Genomic DNA, 14,243 nt, shown 5'->3' with positions numbered 1-14,243 from the left:
AAGCGAATTTCGACAACGGCCCAACCGCGCCTCAACGAAAAGTTAACAGCACCCCACGGAGAACCGAACCGGGCTGCGGGAACGTCCGAGGCAGGCGCGATCCACCGGACCGACACACGGAGTTCACGCTCCGTACGGCCGACGGAAAGAAGGCCCGACGGAGGGGCTCCTAATGTTTCACGGGTGCCGAAGCTTTCCGTGATCGTTCCCTTTCACAATGTCCAGCAATACGCGCCGGACGCGCTCAGAAGTCTCCGGGAGAATGCCCGGAGCGATTTCGAGTTCGTCCTGGTCGACGACGCTTCGCGGGACGACACCCCGGTGATCGTCGAGCGGGCGGCCGGGGAGCTGGCCCGTGTCGCGCGGGTGCGTCACATCCGCCGTGACCGCAACGGCGGGATCGCCTCCGCCCGCAACACAGGCCTGGACGCGGCGCGGGGCGAGTACCTGACCTTCCTGGACGGCGACGACTGGTTCGCCCCGGGGTACCTGCCCCGGCTGGTCGCGGCGGCCGAGGAGTCGGGGTGCGACTTCCTGCGCACCGACCACGTACGGGTCACCGGCCGTGCCCGGACCGTGCACCGGGTGCCCGTGGGGCTGCGGGACGAGGTGCTGGACCCGCGCGAGGCGATCCTGCCCGCCGACCGGACGACCGCGGTGGACTACCCGCAGGCGTGGGCGGGTGTGTACCACCGGCGGCTGCTGGAGCGGGGGCTGCTGCACTTCCCCGAGGGACTGCGCACCGCCGAGGACCGGCCGTGGATCTGGCGGCTGCACCGGGAGGCGGAGTCGTTCGCCGTGGTGGGGCTGCTCGGGGTGTTCTACCGCAAGGGCGTCGCCTCCTCCCTCACCCGGATCGGGGACGAGCGGCAGCTGGACTTCGTCCGCGCCTTCGACCGGGTGGTCGCGGAGACGGCGGCGGACCGGGACGCGGCCCGGTTGCTGCCCAAGGCGGTGCGGACGTACTGCGCGGTGATCGCCCACCACCTGGCCGAGCAGGACAAGTTCGAGCCGGCCGTGGCCGCGCGGCTGCGGGCGACGTGCGCGGCGGCGCTGCGGCGGCTGCCGCGGGACGTGCTGGACGGGGTGCTGGACTCGATGGACCCGCGACGGGCGGCGCGGCTGCGGAAGCTGCGGCGGGCGCCGCTCCTGGTGGGGAAGGAGGCCGCGTGATGGCGGCGAGGACGCAGATCTTCTGTGCCTCCGGCCCGTCGGCCGTGGTCACCATGGTGGCCGCGGCCGAGGCCGGACGGCTCCCGGACGCGGAACGCCGGGTGCTGCTGGTGTGCGACGACTCCCCGGTGCCGGAGGCGGCACCGGCGTGGGACGAGGTGCCCGGCTTCGGCCGGCTGCGCGCCCGCTTCGACGCGGTGCTGTCCTGGAACGAGACCGTCCGGCCGTTCCACCCGGCGGCCTGGACACCCCGCGTGGAGGACGTACCGCTCCTGGAGCGGCACGTCCGGCGGCTGTGGGGGCTCGGCGACGACCGGGTGGAGCTGGTGCTCGGTCCCCCGGACGTCCCGCCCGCCCTGGCGGTGGCGCGGGTGTTCACCGGGGCGCCGCTGCACGTCTGCGCGGGGGGTCCCGCGGACTACGGGCCCACCCGGGGCAAGCTCGACCCGCTGATCGGCACGCGTGTACGGCAGGTGCTGCACCTCGATCTGGTGCCGGGTCTGACGCCCCTGCTGCTGGACGAGTTCGGGGTGCCGGCGCGTGCGGTGCCGGCGGACGCCTACCGGGCGGTGGCCGGCGAGGTGGCCTCTGCGGTGGCGGGGGTCCCGGAGGGGGCGGCGCTGGTCGTCGGGGAGAGCCTGGCCGCGCTCGGGGCCGGCGCGGAGGGCGTGCGGGACGGGGAGGACGCCCTGCACGGGGCGATGCTGCGGGCGGCGGCCGGACGCGGTCACCGCCGGGCGGTGTTCGTGCCGCATCCCGCGGCCGGGGCGGGACCCGGCGGCGCGCCGCGGGCGGAGGCGGAGCGACTGGGGGTGGACCTCACCGTCCTGGACTCCCCCGTCCCCGCCGAGCTGCTGCTACCGTCCCGGCCTGCGCTGGTCGTGGGCTGCTCGTCTGCCGCGCTGTTCACGGCGTCGGCGCTGTACGGCCTTCCGGTGGCCCGGGTCGGCACGGACCGCCGGCTGGCCCGGCTCACGCCGTACGACCACCCGCACCGGGTGGCGCTGGTGCTGGCGGAGGCGGTACTGCCGGGGGTGGGGTCCGAGGTCGGGACGAGGGTGCCCGGGGCCGGCGCGGGGGACGCCTCGGCCGGTGGGAAGGCGCCGACGGGCGGGGAGCGGGGCGGTGGGGGCGTGCCGTCGGCCGGAGAGAGGGCTGACGGCGACGGGCTCGTACCGGCGCGTGACGAGCTGGGTGACCTGCTGGCCGCGCTCTCCTTCACCATGCGGCCGCGGGTGCACCCCGCGCTGAGGGGCGTCGCCGAGCGGTATCTCGGGGCGCGGGCGCGGGACCGGCGGTGGTTCCCGCGCGGGCGGCTCACCGCGCTGGCGCTGCCCGGGGGTGTGCCGAGGGGGCTGGCGTTCCTGCCGCGCACCCGGGCCGCCCGGCGGGTGGTGCGGAGGGTGCGGGCAGTACGGAAGGCCGTACGGGGCTGACGCGCACTGCGCGGCGGTGTCCGTGAAGGGCTCGCCCGCCCGGCGGGCGGGCGAGGACCACGGGGTGGCCCGTTGGCAGGGGACTGTTCACCGGGTGTCCATCCGGGCGCCACCGGCGGACCGCCGTGCTGGGGCACATTCGGCCTCCGGGGCCGCGTGCGCCCGCCGCATCCCGGCCGTCGGCCCGCCGCGCCGCCCGACGGCCCCGCCGTGCCGGACAGCAGGGCCGCCGCGCCCCGTACCCGCGAGAAAGAGGTCCACGTGCCCAAGCTGTCCGTCGTCGTCGCCCTGCACAACGTGGAGGCGTACGCGGAGACCACCCTGCGCAGTCTCGCCCGCAACGCGGGCCCGGACGTCGAGTTCCTGCTCGTCGACGACTGCTCCACGGACGCCACCGCCGAGGTGGTCGACCGGTGGGCGGAGCGGCTCCCGGGCGCGCGGGTGATCCGGCACGACACCAACCTGGGGATAGCGCAGGCCCGCAACTCCGGCATCGACGTGGCCGGCGGCGAGTACGTCACGTTCCTCGACGGGGACGACTGGTACGGGCCGGGCCATCTCGCCGGGCTGACGCGGGCCATGGACGAACTGGGGTGCGACTTCGCTCGCACCGACCATGTGCAGGCGACCGGCACCGACCGGGTGGTGAAGCGGCCCCCGGCCCGGGTGCGCCACGCGGTGATGGACCCGCGCGACGGGATCGCCCCCGCCGACACCGAGACGATGGTGGACTACCCGTTCGTCTGGGCGGGGGTCTACCGCCGGCACCTGTTCGAGGACGGCGGCCTGCGCTTCGCGACGGAACTGCGCACCGCCGAGGACCGGTTGTGGATCTGGAGGCTGCACCTGCGGGCCCGGACGTACGCCTCGCTGGGTCTGCACGGCGTGTTCTACCGGCGCGGGGTGGCCACCTCCCTCACCCAGGTCCGGGACGAACGGCAGCTGGACTTCATCCCGGCCTACGACGCCCTGCTGCGGGAGGTCCGCGAGGACCCGGAGGCGGACCGCTTCCTGCTCAAGGCGGTCCGCACCTACTGCGCCATGATCGCGTTCCACGTCGGCAAGGCGCACGACTACGAGCCCGCGGCGGCCCGGCGGCTGCGGCACGAGGCGCGGGCCGCGCTGCACCGCATGCCCGAGCGGGAGCTCGACCGGACCCTCGCCACCATCGACAGCACCCGGGGCAGGCTGCTCGGCCGCCTGCGCGACGGGCGGAAGGCTGCCTGAGACATGCACACCCAGATCTTCCAGGTCTCCACGCTGTACGGAGCGGCCACGCTGGCCGCCGCGCTGGACGCGGGCCTGTTCGGACCGCGCGCGGAGTCCCGGCGCCTGCTGCTGGTCTCGCAGAACGCCGCCGTGCCGGAGACGGCGCTGCGCCTGGACGAGATGCGCGGCCACGGCCCGCTCGCCGGGCGGTTCGACGAGGTGGTGAGCTGGAACGAGGCGATCAGCCCGTACCACCCGAGCGCCTGGGGGCCGCGCGGGAACGACACGGTGCTGTGGCAGCGGGCCTTCCGGCTGCTGTGGGGCATCGGGGAGCGGGAGACGGTCCAGCTGGCCGTCGAGTCGGTCCAGGCCAACCCGGCGCGCGCGCTGACGGCGATCTTCTCCGAGAGCGCCGTCGACGTGTACGCGGACGGCCTGATGAGCTACGGCCCGACCCGGGAGAGGCTGCCGCTGACCGTCGCGAGCCGGGTGCAACGGCTGCTCCACCTGGACCTGGTCCCCGGTCTGCGGCCGCTGCTGCTGTCCGAGTACGGCGTGGAGCCGGTGATCGTTCCGGACGAGGCGTTCCGCGCGGTGCTGGACGAGGTCGCCCGGGACGCGGCGGACGACCCGCTCCTCGCACCCGTGCGGGCGGATGCGCCGACCGCCGTGCTGCTCGGCCAGTACCTCGCGGCGCTCGGCATCCTGACCCCCGCCGAGGAGGAGGACCTGCACGTCCGCATGCTCACCGGGGCGGTGCGCGCCGGGCACCGTTCGGTGCTGTTCAAGCCCCATCCGACGGCTCCGGCCGGCTACTCGGCGGCGCTGGCGAAGGCGGCGGCGGACGCGGGTGTGCGGTTCGCGGTGCTGGACGCGCCGCTGCTCGCGGAGACGCTGTACCACCACGCCCGGCCACAGCTCGTCGTCGGCTGCTTCTCCACGGCGATGGTCACCGCGTCCGCCTACTACGGCGTGCCCGTGGCGCGGGTGGGGACGGGGCTGGTGCTGGACCGGCTGCGGCCGTACCAGAACAGCAACCGGATCCCGCTGGTGCTGGTCGACCACCTGGTGCCCGACCTGGAGCGGGACGAGACGCCGGCCGTGCTGGGCGCGGCGCCGGAGAGCCTGGCGCCGCTGGTGCGGACGACGGGCTTCTGCATGCAGCCCCGCACGTATCCGGAGCTGCGCGAGCCGGCCGAGGAATGGCTGCGTGAACGTCTCGCCGACAGCCCCGCCGCCTACTTCCCCGCCCTGCGCCTGGCCGAGCTGGGTCTCCCGGGCAGCAGCCCCGGCACCCGGGCCCGGGTCCGCGCGGGGCGCGCGAAGCGGAAAGTGGGGCGGGCGGTGCGCCGGGGCGGGAGGCGGTAGGCACGCGGCCGAGGCTCGGGAAGCGACTTCGACCACCGGCCGGCGAGGGCTTGTCGCGCAGTTCCCCGCGCCCCTTGAGGGTGACGGTCGAGCGGCCCACCCAGAGGCGCGGCCGGTGGCCACTCGGCCAAGCCTCAGCAAGCCACTTCGACCACCGGCGCTGAGGCCCCCGCTCAGTTCGTCCCGTAGCGGGCCTCGATCCCCGTGACGATCAGGGCGAGGCCCTCCTCGAACTGCTCCTCGAAGTCGCCGAAGAGGGCCGCTCCGGCCTCGGCGGCGAGGGGGTGAGCGGCCATCAGCCGGGCGCGGGCCTCGACGTCGAAGCCCTCGCGGCGCTCCCCCGGGCGCGGTTCCACGCCCTGCTCCTCGGCCACGAAGCCGAGCGTGTAGAGGAACGTCGTCTGGAGCGCCCGTGCCGCCTGGGTGAGAGTGAGGCCGGCGGACGTGAGCAGGCGCAGGCCGGCCTCCTGCTGCTCGGCGTGTTCGAGCCCCGTGAAGCGGGTGCCGCTGAACACCTTGGCGCCGTCGCGGTAGGCGAGCAGCGTCCGGCGCAGCACCCGGTTGCTCCTGAGCAGCCGCTCCTGCCAGCTGTCGTCCGGGTCGAGTTCGATCCCGTCGGTCATGCGGCGGAACATCTCGGTCGCCATCTCGTCGAGCAGCGCCTGCTTGTCCTTGAAGTGCCAGTACAGGGCGGGCGCCTTGACGTCCAGCTCCCTGGCGATGGCGCGCAGCGTCAGACCGTCGAGACCTGTCTCGTTCAGCAGGGTCAGTGCCGTGTCGGCGACCCGTCGGCGGTCCAGCGGGGCGCGTCGTTCCGTACTCACGCTTGACAACTTAACACCGTTAGGGAGACGCTCGGGCGGCAGGTCACTTAACAGCGTTAAGGAGAGTGCGCATGAGCGACACCCATGTCCTGATCGCGGGCGCGGGGCCGACCGGCCTGGCGCTCGGCATCGACCTGGCCCGGCGCGGTGTGCCGGCGCTGATCGTGGAGCGGGCGGACGACCTGTTCCCCGGGTCACGCGGAAAGGGACTCCAGCCGCGCACCATGGAGGTCTTCGACGACCTCGGCGTGCTGGACCGGATCCGGGCGGGCGGCGGCCGCTACCCGCGCCAGATGCTCTGGCGCGACGGCAGGCAGCTGGGTGAGCACCGCCTGATGGAGCCGGTGGAGCCCACCGAGGAGGCGCCCTACGAGGGCTGGATGGTGCCGCAGTGGCGCACCCAGCGGATCCTGCGCGACCGGCTGGAGGAGCTCGGCGGAAAGATCGCCTTCGGCCGCGAGGTCACCGGCGTCACCCAGGACGAGGACGGCGTGAATGCCCACTTCGCCGCCGGCCCGCCGCTGCGCGCCCGCTACCTGGTCGCCGCGGACGGGGGGCGGTCGGCGGTGCGCCGGGCGGTCGGCACCGGCATGACCGGCGAGGCGGTCGACCCGCTGCCGATGCTGGTGGCGGACGTGCGGATCGACGGCCTGGACCGGGACTGGTGGCACCTGTTCCCGCCGCACGACGGCGAGGACGAGTTCCTCACCCTTTGCCCGCTCGCCGGGACGGACGACTTCCAGTTGGTCGCCCGGTTCACCGAGGGCACCCGGGTGGACGTCTCCCCCGGCGCCGTGCGGCGGGTCGTGGCCGCCCGCACGCACCTCGCCGCCGAGGACGTGACCGAGGTGCTGTGGGCCTCCGACTTCCGGCCGCGTGCCGCGCTCGCCGACCGGTTCCGCGTCGGCCGGGTGTTCCTCGCGGGCGACGCGGCGCACGTGCACTCCCCGGCCGGCGGACAGGGCCTCAACACCAGCGTCCAGGACGCCTACAACCTGGGCTGGAAGCTCGACGCGGTGCTGTCCGGCGGGGCGGACGCCTCCCTGCTCGACAGCTACGAGGAGGAGCGGAGGGCCGTCGCCGCGGCGATGCTCGGCCTGTCCACCCGCATCCACCGGGGCGAGGCGAAGCGCGGCGGTGCCACCCTGCAACTGGACCTGGAGTACCGGGAGTCCTCGCTCAGCGCGGAGACCCGCGCGGAGCCCGGGCCGGTGCGCGCGGGCGACCGGGCGCCGGACGGCAGGGTGGACGGCGTGCGCCTCTTCGACGCCTTCCGGGGGCCGAACTGGACCCTGCTGGCGCTGGGCACGGACGCCCCCGAACCGCCCGCGGGCGTGCGGCTCGTGCGCGGCCCGTCCCACCGCACGTACGGCACGGGCCTGTTCCTGGTCCGCCCGGACGGCTACGTGGGCTGGACCGGGGACACCCCGGACGGGCTCGGCACCTACCTCGCCCGACACGGCCGGCCCTGACGGCCCGTCCGGGACACGGACGCCGGACAGGCCCTACGCGCTCGCCGTCGACAGCTTCGCCGCGAAACCCAGGAACAGGGCGCCCGCCGCCGAGGTGGCGCCCGCCGACAGCCGGCGACGGCGGCGGAAGGCGGCGGCCAGCCGGGTGCCGCTGAAGATCAGCGCGCTGAGGTACAGCACGCTGGCGATCTGGGCGAACGCGCCGAGGACCACGAAGGACAGCGCCGGGTAGGCGTAGGCGGGGTCGACGAACTGCACGAAGAAGGCGATGAAGAACAGGATCGCCTTCGGGTTGAGCAGGCTGACGACCAGCGCCCGGCGGAACGGACGCTCACCGGCCGCCTCCGCGGCGGGAGCCTCCTGCGCGCTCTCCTCCCCGCGGGTGCGCCACATGCCCCACGCGGCCCGCAGCATCCCGACGGCCAGCCAGGCCAGATAGCCGGCGCCGGCGTACTTCACGATGCCGAACAGCACGGCGTTGGCCTGGAGCAGGGAGGCGACCCCGGCGGCCGACAGCGTCATCAGGACGGCGTCCCCGCACCAGACGCCGGCGGCGGCCGTGTAGCCGGAGCGCACCCCGCGGCGGGCGGCGACGGACAGGACGTACAGCGAGTTGGGCCCCGGCAGCAGGATGATCAGGGCCAGGCCCGCCAGGTAGGTGGGAAGGTCGACGACACCGAACATGGCAAGGAGTGTCGCACGCCGTGCGACACTCCTCGCTCCTGTCTCGACCTGCGAGAACGCCGCCTAGAAGGCGTCGCTCGGCACGTACGTGCCCCACACCTCGCGCAGGGCGTTGCAGACCTCGCCGACGGTGGCGCGGGCCTTGAGGGCGTCCTTCATGGGGTAGAGGACGTTGTCCTCGCCCTCGGCGGCCTTCTTCAGCGCGGCCAGCGCGGTGTCGACGGCCTCCTGGTCGCGTTCGGCGCGCAGCTTGGCGAGGCGTTCGGCCTGCTGGGCCTCGATGGCGGGGTCGACGCGGAGCGGCTCGTAGGGCTCCTCCTCGTCGAGCTGGAAGCGGTTGACGCCGACCACGACCCGCTCGGCGGAGTCGGTCTCCTGGGCGATGCGGTAGGCGGAGCGCTCGATCTCGTTCTTCTGGAAGCCGTGCTCGATGGCGTTGACCGCGCCGCCGAGGTCCTCGACCTTCCGCATCAGCTCCAGCGCCGCGGACTCGACCTCGTCGGTCATCCTCTCGATGACGTAGGAGCCGGCGAACGGGTCGACGGTCGCGGTCACGTCGGTCTCGTAGGCGAGGACCTGCTGGGTACGCAGCGCCAGCCGGGCGGACTTGTCCGTCGGCAGGGCGATCGCCTCGTCGAAGGAGTTGGTGTGCAGCGACTGCGTGCCGCCCAGCACCGCCGCCAGGCCCTGCACGGCGACACGCACCAGGTTCACCTCGGGCTGCTGGGCCGTGAGCTGCACCCCGGCCGTCTGCGTGTGGAAGCGCAGCATCAGCGACTTGGGGTTCTTCGCCCCGAACTCCTCCCGCATCACCCGCGCCCAGATCCGGCGCGCGGCACGGAACTTGGCGACCTCCTCCAGGATCGTCGTCCGCGCCACGAAGAAGAACGACAGGCGGGGGGCGAAGTCGTCGACGTCCATGCCGGCCGCCACCGCGGTGCGCACGTACTCGATGCCGTCGGCGAGGGTGAACGCGATCTCCTGCGCGGGCGAGGCGCCCGCCTCGGCCATGTGGTAGCCGGAGATCGAGATCGTGTTCCACTTCGGGATCTCGGCCCGGCAGTACTTGAAGATGTCCGCGATCAGCCGCAGCGACGGCTTCGGCGGGAAGATGTACGTCCCCCGCGCGATGTACTCCTTCAGCACGTCGTTCTGGATCGTCCCCGTGAGCTGGTCCGCGGACACGCCCTGCTCCTCCGCGACCAGTTGGTACAGCAGGAGCAGCAAGGAGGCCGGCGCGTTGATCGTCATCGACGTGGACACCTTGTCCAGCGGAATCCCGCCGAACAGCACCCGCATGTCGTCGATCGAGTCGATCGCCACACCCACCTTGCCGACCTCACCACTCGCGATCGGCGCGTCGGAGTCGTGCCCCATCTGGGTCGGCAGGTCGAACGCGACCGACAGACCCATCGTCCCGTTGGCGATCAGCTGCTTGTAGCGGGCGTTGGACTCCGTCGCCGTACCGAAACCCGCGTACTGGCGCATCGTCCACGGACGGCCCGTGTACATGGTCGGATAGACGCCCCGGGTGAACGGGTAGGCGCCCGGCTCGCCCAGCTTCTCGGCCGGGTCCCAGCCCTCGAGGGACTCCGGCCCGTAGACCGGTTCGATGGGCAGTCCGGACTCCGACTCGCGCGCCATGATGTGCATGCCTCCCGCTGAGCAGCGTTGCTCGATCCGATCGCCGGTCACTCGCCAGTTACTCACCAGTACAGGCCGACCCTTCGACGGACTGTAGCGGTGCGCGTGCGGCCCGGTGGAGGGGCACACGCTGGGACCTTCCTCACAGCCTCGGTGGGACCCCGCTCACAGGGCTGTCCCGGGACGTCGTCCGGTCACTCCCCACCATGCCCCCTTGTTCCGCCCCGGTCACGTCCGGGGTAGAACTCAGGTGACGACCGGACCGGTCCGGTGGGGCGGGACGAACGGGGGCAGGGGTGCGCGGGAAGATCACGAGCGGGCGGGGGATCACCGTCCTGGCGGCGCTGGCGGCCGGTGCCGTGGGTGCGACCGGGTGCACGGTGCAGCCGGCCGGTACGGACGGGCAGGGCAGGTCGCCGGTGCGGATCGAGGTGCCGGACCGGACGCCGGACGCGACACGGTCCGCGCCGCCGGCCCGGACGCCGGACGCCCCGGCGAAGCCGTCGCCGTCTCACCCGCCGTCGACCCGGCCGGCACCCGCGCGGGTGCTGTGGTCGCCCGGGGACAAGGGGCGGGACATACGTGAGCTGCAGGCGCGGCTGCGGCAGATCGCCTGGGTCTTCCACGGGCCCACCGGGACCTACGACGACCTGACGGCGGAGGCGGTCCGGGGCTTCCAGGGCAAGCGCGGGCTGCCGAGGACGGGCGTGACCGACACGGTCACCTGGCAGCGGCTGCGCGCGATGACGCGTGAACCGGGCCGCTGGGAGTTGTACCTGATGGGCGGCCAGCCCGCCGACGCACCGGATCCGCGCTGCATGACCGGCCGGGTGATGTGCATCAGCAAGTCGAGCCGCACCCTGCGCTGGATGATCGACGGCCGCACGGTGTCGACGATGCCGGTCCGCTTCGGCTCGGAGTACACCCCGACCCGCGAGGGCGTCTTCCAGGTCTTCTGGAAGTCCCGGCACCACGTGTCCACGCTCTACGACTCCCCGATGCCGTACGCGATGTTCTTCAGCGGCGGCCAGGCGGTGCACTTCTCGTCGGACTTCGCCGCCCGGGGCTACGCGGGGGCCTCGCACGGCTGCGTCAACGTGCGCGACGAGGCGGCGATCGCGGAGCTGTACGAGCAGGTGCGCGACGGCGACAAGGTCGTCGTCCACTGGTGAAAGGGGCGCGGGCGGGACCGGGGGAACGTGTCCCGCCCGCGCCAGGTGCACGAGCCGCGGGTACGGGGGGAACCCAGGCTCCGTGCGACGGCCGATGACCAGTCGGCTCACTCAGTACTGCGTCACGAGCGCCGGAAGTGTCACACCCGGCGGTACGCGATCACGTCACGGAGGGCGTCACCGCAGGTCAGGAGGGCTTTCCGGGCCCTTTGTCGCCCGCCTCGGCCTTGTTGCCCTTGCCTTCGTTCCGGTCCGGGCCCTTGCCGTTGCCCTTGCCGTTGCCGCCGCCGTTCCCCTTGCCCTGGTCCTTGTCCTGGCCCCCGTTCCCGCCGTCGTCGCCCGGGTCCTGGTGGCCCTTGCCCTGGCCCGGGTTCGCGGCGTGGTCCCCGGCGTCGCCCGGGTCGAGCCGGGTCTCGGCGTCGTGCGTGTCGCCCCGGTCCCCGGCGTCCCGGTCGCCGGTCTTCCCGCCGGCCGTGACACCGCGGCAGTACCCGGGCACGCGGGAGGCGCCGCCCGCCGCCTCGTGCAGCACCCGGCGGCGTTCGCCGTTCACCGGCCGGCCCTCGTGCCACGCGCGGCACGCCGACATGACCAGTTGCCGGCGGGCGGCGAGGGACGCCGGACCGTCGTCGGGATCGGCCGGCGCGCTGGTGCGGCCGGTGTCCCCGTCGGCCCCGGCACCGGCCCGGCCGCCGTCGGCGCCTCCGTCCGCCTTCCGGTCGTCGGGGGAGACGGAACCGCTTGTCGACGGAGGGGAGAACAGGGGGCGTTCGGGGTGGGTGGCCGTGGCGGAGCCCGCGGGGCCGGACCGGGAGTCGTCGGAGGGGGTGCGCAGCAGTCCGGTCCCGGCCAGCACCGCGGCGCCGCCGACCATGCCCGCGACCAGCGCGGCGGCCAGCAGCAGCCGCGCGGGACGCGGCCGGCGGGGTCCGTCCAGGGTTCCGTTACGTCCGGCGCGCGGGGCGCCGAGGCGGATCAGGCCGACGTCGGCGCCCGCCGGTCCGGTTCCCTGACCGGCGTGCGGGGCCGAGTCGGCCTGTCCCGCCCGCTCGTCCCTGGACTTGCGGAAGGCGGCCAGCGCGGCCGCCTCGCCGGGGAGTTCCCCGCCCTCGGAGGGCGGCGGCGCGGACAGCGCGCGGAGCGTTCCGGCGAGCCGTTCGGCCCGGTCACGGTCGGGCGGGCCGGCAGCCTCGGGGGGCTCACCGCTCAGCAGGCGCTCCGCCGCCTCGGGGTCCAGCCACCTGTACTGCTCATCGGCCATCACATGTCCTTCTGCGTCCGCGTTCGCAACTGCGTCACACTCGCGGACGTCACCGTACGACGGCGTGGTTCTCTTTGGGGTGGTAGGGCGTCGAGCACTCCCGCGGCTTCCGGATGGCCTTCCGGATCGTCGAGCAGCTCGGCCAGCCGGCGCAGACCGCGGTGGGCCGCCGTCCGGACGGCGCCGGGCCGCTTGCCCAGGGTCTCCGCGGCGGTCTTGGCGTCCAGGCCGACGACCACGCGCAGGACGACGGCCTCGGCCTGGTCCTGCGGCAGCCGGGAGATGAGGGAGAACGCGCCGTCGGTGGCCAGCGCCTCCATGGCCTCGCCGGCCGTGTCGGACTCGGCGGGCCGGCCGGTCAGCTCGGTCTCGTCGCCGCCTATCGCCGGGCGGCGCCCGCGCATGCGTATGTGGTCCAGCGCGCGGTTGCGGGCGATACGGGCGGCCCAGCCGCGGAAGCGGTCCGCGTCGCCGCTGAAGCGTTCCAGGTCACGGGCGATCTGCAGCCACGCCTCGGACGTCACGTCCTCGGCGTCGGGCTCGCCGACGAGTGTCCTGACGTACCCGAGCAGCCGTGGGTGCACGGCGCGGTACACGGTCCGGAACGCGGTCTCGTCCCCGTCCTGTGCCGCACGCACCGCGGCAGTCAGCTCCGCGTCGTCCCCCAGCACGCGTGCGCCCTTCTGCGCCTAAGCCGGCGCCGCTCTCGCGGACCGGGTTGCTCGCCGTCGTCATTGCTCAGTCGGTCGTTGCGGTCTCTAGGCCGCGCACGGAGGTTGTGGTCGTTTGCCTCCCGCGGCCTGGCGCGAAAGGCACGTTACGACCTGAAACCACTCCCCGTCCATGACCGTACAAGATGCAACTAACCCGTGACACCCGACGTGTGACAGAAAACGCATGCCCGGCGCTGTAGAAGGTACGGGTCGCCGCGCGGCCCGTACCGCGCGACGGCCGGGGCCTCTCCTGTGGGGGGTGGCGGCCCCGGCCGTCTCCGCGCCCACCTCACTGGTCGGTTGAGGACCCATCAGGTGTCGCCCCCGGCCGCGGGCAGTCGTGCCGCTCGGGCGGCACGGGTGGGCGCGACGGCACCCACCGGTGGGGAACGCGACCCTAGGGCTTCCCGGAGCCAGGCTCCCCCCGCCCACCGTTCCCGTTCCCGGCACCGTTCGCCCCGTCACTCGCGTCGGCCCCCGCCCCCTCCCCCGCGGGGCGACCGGGCCGCTGGGTGGCCTGCGGGGCCGGAGGCACGGTGGTAGGCCCCGGTGCGGGGGCCGTGCGCCCGGCGCAGTACGCCCCCACCCGCTCCTCACCTCCCGCCGCCGCGACCAACCGCTCCCACACCGTCGCGTCCAATGCCCGGCCCCGCCCCGCGACCGCCTCGTAGGCCCGGCAGTGGGCCTCGGTGTCCCGGGCGGTGTCCGGGCGTTCGCCGTCGGACCGCCCACCCGCGCCGACGGCCTCCGGAGCGGAGGCTGCGGAGCCCGGCGCCTCCCCGGGGGCCGCCGAAGCCGCCGGAGCCTCCGGAGCGGAGGCGGCGGACGTGGCGGACGGCGGCCCCGTGGGCCGGGGCTTCTCGGACGAGCCGTCGGTCGAGGAGCCCGCCGCCCCGATGCCGGCCACCGCCACCCCGCTCAGCGCGCAGCCCGCGGCCAGCGCGGCGAGGGCGGCCCGGAGCGAACGCCCGCCGAACCGCCGTCGAGGGGCCCGCCAGTCGTCCCGGCGGCGGGTGCGCGCGCCATGCGCCCCCGACTCCCGGGCGGCCACGAACGCGGCGACGGCCCGCTGTTCCGCCCCGGCGTCCACGCGGTGGTGGACCAGGACGGCGGCGAGCGCCGCCTCCAGGCGGGCCGTGTCACGGGCCGGCCCCTCGACGGAGACGGGAGCGGGACGGCCGTGCGCGGACGGTGTGCCCTCGGGGCGCGCACGCCGACGGCCGGCCCGCCCGCCGTCGCTCTGCCGTTCACCCATGTCCGTTCCGTCCCTGCTCGATCGTGTGTCCG

General features: G+C 74.4%; 12 protein-coding genes. 6 read left to right on the top strand and 6 right to left on the bottom strand.

The window, feature by feature from the left end:
• The first annotated feature begins 183 nt into the window (after positions 1-183).
• The 4 genes from ACIF8S_RS10420 to ACIF8S_RS10405 all read left to right on the top strand — a co-directional run bounded on the left by ACIF8S_RS10420 (position 184) and on the right by ACIF8S_RS10405 (position 5,186).
• Positions 184-1,173, top strand: a complete 990-nt coding sequence (locus tag ACIF8S_RS10420; protein WP_399998590.1) for a glycosyltransferase family 2 protein — start codon at positions 184-186, stop codon at positions 1,171-1,173.
• Positions 1,173-2,609 carry a hypothetical protein gene (locus ACIF8S_RS10415; RefSeq protein ID WP_399998589.1) on the top strand — a complete coding sequence of 479 codons (1,437 nt, stop codon included), beginning with the start codon at positions 1,173-1,175 and terminating at the stop codon, positions 2,607-2,609. Before ACIF8S_RS10420 ends, ACIF8S_RS10415 begins: the two co-directional genes overlap by 1 nt.
• Positions 2,610-2,870: 261 nt before the next feature.
• Positions 2,871-3,836, top strand: coding sequence for a glycosyltransferase family 2 protein (locus tag ACIF8S_RS10410; protein WP_399998588.1), 966 nt, complete (start codon positions 2,871-2,873; stop codon positions 3,834-3,836).
• Positions 3,837-3,839: 3 nt separating this feature from the next.
• Positions 3,840-5,186 carry a polysialyltransferase family glycosyltransferase gene (locus ACIF8S_RS10405; protein ID WP_399998587.1) on the top strand — a complete coding sequence of 449 codons (1,347 nt, stop codon included), beginning with the start codon at positions 3,840-3,842 and terminating at the stop codon, positions 5,184-5,186.
• Positions 5,187-5,359: 173 nt separating this feature from the next.
• Here the strand turns inward: ACIF8S_RS10405 and ACIF8S_RS10400 are convergent, their stop codons facing one another.
• Positions 5,360-6,010, bottom strand: a complete 651-nt coding sequence (locus ACIF8S_RS10400; RefSeq protein ID WP_399998585.1) for a TetR/AcrR family transcriptional regulator C-terminal domain-containing protein — start codon at positions 6,008-6,010, stop codon at positions 5,360-5,362.
• A 71-nt stretch (positions 6,011-6,081) separates the two neighbouring features.
• Between ACIF8S_RS10400 and ACIF8S_RS10395 the strand changes: the two genes are divergently transcribed.
• Entirely contained in the window at positions 6,082-7,482 is a 1,401-nt protein-coding gene (locus ACIF8S_RS10395) for an FAD-dependent oxidoreductase (RefSeq protein WP_399998584.1), read from the top strand.
• A gap of 33 nt (positions 7,483-7,515) precedes the next feature.
• Here the strand turns inward: ACIF8S_RS10395 and leuE are convergent, their stop codons facing one another.
• Both leuE and ACIF8S_RS10385 read right to left on the bottom strand, forming a co-directional pair.
• Positions 7,516-8,166 carry a leucine efflux protein LeuE gene (gene leuE, locus ACIF8S_RS10390; RefSeq protein WP_349797856.1) on the bottom strand — a complete coding sequence of 217 codons (651 nt, stop codon included), beginning with the start codon at positions 8,164-8,166 and terminating at the stop codon, positions 7,516-7,518.
• A 63-nt stretch (positions 8,167-8,229) separates the two neighbouring features.
• Positions 8,230-9,810, bottom strand: coding sequence for a methylmalonyl-CoA mutase (locus ACIF8S_RS10385; RefSeq protein WP_399999007.1), 1,581 nt, complete (start codon positions 9,808-9,810; stop codon positions 8,230-8,232).
• Between the two features lie 296 nt (positions 9,811-10,106).
• On the opposite strand from ACIF8S_RS10385, the gene ACIF8S_RS10380 reads away from it, so the two are divergent.
• On the top strand, positions 10,107-10,982 hold the full coding sequence (locus tag ACIF8S_RS10380; protein WP_399998582.1) for a L,D-transpeptidase family protein: 876 nt from the start codon (positions 10,107-10,109) through the stop codon (positions 10,980-10,982).
• A 187-nt stretch (positions 10,983-11,169) separates the two neighbouring features.
• Here the strand turns inward: ACIF8S_RS10380 and ACIF8S_RS10375 are convergent, their stop codons facing one another.
• From ACIF8S_RS10375 to ACIF8S_RS10365, 3 genes are all read right to left on the bottom strand, one after another.
• Complete coding sequence (locus ACIF8S_RS10375) at positions 11,170-12,243, bottom strand: hypothetical protein (protein ID WP_399998580.1); 1,074 nt, start codon at positions 12,241-12,243, stop codon at positions 11,170-11,172.
• Positions 12,243-12,914, bottom strand: coding sequence for an RNA polymerase sigma factor (locus ACIF8S_RS10370; protein WP_349790815.1), 672 nt, complete (start codon positions 12,912-12,914; stop codon positions 12,243-12,245). Before ACIF8S_RS10370 ends, ACIF8S_RS10375 begins: the two co-directional genes overlap by 1 nt.
• Positions 12,915-13,353: 439 nt before the next feature.
• The gene (locus ACIF8S_RS10365; protein WP_399998578.1) at positions 13,354-14,211 is read right to left on the bottom strand and encodes a hypothetical protein; all 858 of its coding nucleotides are present in this window, start codon (positions 14,209-14,211) and stop codon (positions 13,354-13,356) included.
• Positions 14,212-14,243: the final 32 nt, after the last annotated feature.

This window comes from Streptomyces sp. NPDC085937 (assembly GCF_044540535.1).
GTDB lineage: Bacteria > Actinomycetota > Actinomycetes > Streptomycetales > Streptomycetaceae > Streptomyces.
This window is presented reverse-complemented; position numbering and strand designations above follow the sequence as displayed.

What these genes read in the sequence shown, in the direction of transcription:
- ACIF8S_RS10415 (WP_399998589.1), top strand. Translation starts at nt 1,173, where the DNA reads ATGGCGGCGAGGACGCAGATCTTCTGTGCCTCCGGCCCGTCGGCCGTG.
- ACIF8S_RS10405 (WP_399998587.1), top strand. Translation starts at nt 3,840, where the DNA reads ATGCACACCCAGATCTTCCAGGTCTCCACGCTGTACGGAGCGGCCACG.
- ACIF8S_RS10395 (WP_399998584.1), top strand. Translation starts at nt 6,082, where the DNA reads ATGAGCGACACCCATGTCCTGATCGCGGGCGCGGGGCCGACCGGCCTG.
- leuE (WP_349797856.1), bottom strand. Translation starts at nt 8,166, where the DNA reads ATGTTCGGTGTCGTCGACCTTCCCACCTACCTGGCGGGCCTGGCCCTG.
- ACIF8S_RS10385 (WP_399999007.1), bottom strand. Translation starts at nt 9,810, where the DNA reads ATGGCGCGCGAGTCGGAGTCCGGACTGCCCATCGAACCGGTCTACGGG.
- ACIF8S_RS10375 (WP_399998580.1), bottom strand. Translation starts at nt 12,243, where the DNA reads ATGGCCGATGAGCAGTACAGGTGGCTGGACCCCGAGGCGGCGGAGCGC.
- ACIF8S_RS10365 (WP_399998578.1), bottom strand. Translation starts at nt 14,211, where the DNA reads ATGGGTGAACGGCAGAGCGACGGCGGGCGGGCCGGCCGTCGGCGTGCG.